The organism is Dehalococcoidia bacterium, from assembly GCA_028711995.1.
In the GTDB taxonomy this organism is placed as follows: domain Bacteria; phylum Chloroflexota; class Dehalococcoidia; order SZUA-161; family SpSt-899; genus JAQTRE01.
This window is the reverse complement of the sequence record JAQTRE010000226.1, coordinates 1-2,962: the sequence shown is the minus strand read 5'-3', so window position 1 is coordinate 2,962 and position 2,962 is coordinate 1. Positions and strand designations below refer to the sequence as shown.

5 protein-coding genes are annotated in these 2,962 nt (G+C 50.7%); all 5 read left to right on the top strand.

Translation table 11 applies throughout. The annotated features are described in order from the left end of the window. A partial coding sequence (locus tag PHV74_15915; protein MDD5095838.1) for a hypothetical protein occupies positions 1–575 on the top strand: 575 nt, incomplete at its 5' end. 29 nt (positions 576–604) lie between these two features. After that, complete coding sequence (locus PHV74_15910; protein MDD5095837.1) at positions 605–1,030, top strand: hypothetical protein; 426 nt, start codon at positions 605–607, stop codon at positions 1,028–1,030. 182 nt (positions 1,031–1,212) lie between these two features. After that, entirely contained in the window at positions 1,213–1,998 is a 786-nt protein-coding gene (locus PHV74_15905; GenBank protein ID MDD5095836.1) for a hypothetical protein, read from the top strand. Between the two features lie 216 nt (positions 1,999–2,214). Beyond that, entirely contained in the window at positions 2,215–2,475 is a 261-nt protein-coding gene (locus tag PHV74_15900) for a hypothetical protein (protein ID MDD5095835.1), read from the top strand. A 27-nt stretch (positions 2,476–2,502) separates the two neighbouring features. Further along, positions 2,503–2,652: a hypothetical protein gene (locus PHV74_15895; protein MDD5095834.1), complete on the top strand. Its 150-nt coding sequence runs from the start codon at positions 2,503–2,505 to the stop codon at positions 2,650–2,652. Positions 2,653–2,962: the final 310 nt, after the last annotated feature.

Here is a 2,962-nt window from a genome sequence, read left to right as displayed (position 1 = left end):
CAGACACGCCGATTGAAACGGAAAAGGAGGAGGAAAAAGCCATGGATAAACCGATGTGCCCAAAGGGTTGCGGCAGACCATCACCAGGGCTCAGGGGAGACGGGCAGCCGAAGATTTGTAAGGAGTGTTTGAGCGATCAGATGCGGCAAATCAAGAAGGAGCAGGAAGCCACTAAACCGCCCTACCAGAAGCCGAAATGTAAGTTCCCCGGTTGCCAGGAATCCCACTTTTCCAGGGGCTTTTGTCACCCGCATTATGACAAGTGGAAGGCGGGGAAGTTGCCGGGGGATTGGCCGAAGTGGGAACCGGCGAAGGGGAAAGAGTCTGTAAAACCGGGGCAGGATATTCATGAAAATATTCCCCTACAGAGTGGGAGCGAAGATTCAGTTGTACGGGAGAATCGTACAACCGAAACCTTTCTCGCCAAGACTGCCGGCCTGGACGTTCTGACACGCCTTCAAGAAGAACTTGAACAAAAGATCAGAGAGGCGCGGCGGATACATACCGCCATGATGACCATCCGGGATCTTTATGGGGTGGATTTCAAGATCGAAGCGCTGAGTTTGGTGGGGTAAATACGGGCACTAAGGAATAAGGAGATGCTATGAAAATTTACATCGCTTCAAGCTGGAAAAATCAACATGCCGTCGAGATGCTGACCGATCTACTCAGGGCAAGAGGAATTGAAGTTCATTCCTTCGTGGAGAGGGCAGTGAGTGACGAAGGACGCACAAACATCAAGTTCGACTTTGAACAGTGGATCAATAGCACGGATGGTCAGGAAATGTTCGAGTACGACACATACGGCGCAACCCGCTCAGATTTGGTCATTTATATCGGTCCATCGGGAACGGACGCATGGGCAGAGGTAGGTGCGGCCTGGGCAGTTGGAAGGCCGATACTCGGACTGTACGCCAAGGGAGAGCAAGCCGGACTCATGAGGAAGATGGTGGAGTGGTTCACGGATTTCCGGTCACTTCTAAAAGAGGTTGACGCCTACGCAGAATGCAAACACGTGGTGAACAGTTAGGCCACGCAGTTATGCCGACACCGACACCACGCACCGACTTCGGACCACCACCTTTCGACGGGTCACACAATCCGGATCCACCGGACCACGAGCAGCGACTCAGGAAGGTGATGGACGACAGGGACGAGTATTGTAACCAGAGATGGCCAGGGTTGTTTTTGAAAGAGGAAGGGAAGGGATAAATGAAATATCTCAAGGTGCATGATTGGGAACAGTACCAGCACTATAACAATCGCAACCCGCCATGGATCAAGCTACACGTTGACCTTTTGAACAACCGTAAGTTCACTGCGCTAGCACTCGCTAGCAAGGGCTTGCTGATGCAACTGTGGATTTTGGCAAGCCGAAAAAAGGGTGAAGTTCCCTCCGACCTCGAAGAGATCCGTTTTCAGCTCCGAGATCACTCGATTAAGCAGAAAGATATTGACCTCCTTGTAAGTACCGGATTTCTCGAAACCTGCAAGCAGACGCTAGCAGACGCTAGCAACGTGCAAGCAGATGCTTGTCTAGAGACAGAGGTAAGTAAAGATAAGGCAGAGACAGATAAGAAGAGAGACATAAACATATTATCCCTCGGTTCCTTCGGGAACGTGAAAATGTCTGAAGAAGAGTTTCAAAAACTCAAAGACAAATTCGGGGAGGGTAGCACCACTGAACGCATTGAAAAACTATCAAGCTATATCGCCTCGAAAGGCAAGAAGTACAAATCCCACTATGCAACCATTCTTGTTTGGGCACAAAAAGACGGAGGCACAGACCATGGCAAGTCAGAAGATCGTAAAGGACATGATAACTCTTTTCTGCGAGCTATTCGGGAAGAAAATGGCAGACGAAACCCTGGAGGCTTGGGAGATGGCCATGCAAAGATATCAAGACAGCCAGGTGATTTCAGCCGGGCAGAAGGTGATGGAGGAATTTCACCGGATGCCCACCCCGGCAGACCTGATCGAGAGAATACGGGCAACTGATCCTCCTCTTGAACTCTATGAATCCCATGAGACAAGGACCCACTGCTCCAAATGTGGGAAGTGGCGCTACTGCCGGAAGGACACAAACCACCCCCAGTATGAGTGCGAAGATTGTTACACGGGACTAAGTAAAGCGGAGAGATCCCAGCGGTATCGGGATCTTTTGACTAAGATGGGATGGGCCAAACGACCACCCAAGGAAGAGGCGATAGCGGCATGAAAGGCTTCAACCCCACGCTTCAGGAAATAGAAGAGCTCACCCAAAAGGCCCGGGCAGGATGGCGACAAAACAAAAACAACCCCGATGAAAGCGGAGTCATCGGCACGCTTACGCCTGGGCCTCCCACCTCTGATGAGCCGGAATCGAAACTGCAACGCGATATCATGTCGTGGGCAAAGAGAAAGGGTTATCCCTGTCAGTGTTTCAGGCAATCGAAACGAGTTAAAGGGATCCTCGTTCCAGGCTGGCCAGACTGAACGCTCCTTTTACCCGGGGGCCGGGTAGTGATGATCGAAAACAAGAAAGAGAAAAGCGGCAGGATGAGTAAGGAACAGAAAGATTTGAGACTGCAGGCGATGTATTTGGGGCATGAGATCCATGAGTGCAGAACCTGGAAGAGATTTCTGGAAATTGTCACCACGGATAAACGATGAGCCAACTTGTGAGTATGTCCAACAAGAACTTTCCACCTTTAGCGAGATCCTCGTGTGACATTGTTTCCTCTGTGGGGTCCGGTTCTTGTGGTACTTCCGGGTCAGCCGGTCTCTGTGGGGTAGCGCAACCAAGGATGACGAAAGCCGTGATGATGACCAGGACGCGTTTCATGGGATCCTCCGGGTGAGAGGTGAGTTGCCGGGAAAAGATTATGCCCAATTTTGGAGATTGTCAAATCGGAGGCAAAATGAAGAATCCACCGAAATGGATGACAAGGGGGGAGAAAAAGATATTCAAGGATATGTCCGA

Excerpts from the sequence above, each read along its gene's own strand:
- PHV74_15910 (MDD5095837.1), top strand. The coding sequence starts at position 605 with ATGAAAATTTACATCGCTTCAAGCTGGAAAAATCAACATGCCGTCGAG.
- PHV74_15900 (MDD5095835.1), top strand. The coding sequence starts at position 2,215 with ATGAAAGGCTTCAACCCCACGCTTCAGGAAATAGAAGAGCTCACCCAA.
- PHV74_15905 (MDD5095836.1), top strand. The coding sequence starts at position 1,213 with ATGAAATATCTCAAGGTGCATGATTGGGAACAGTACCAGCACTATAAC.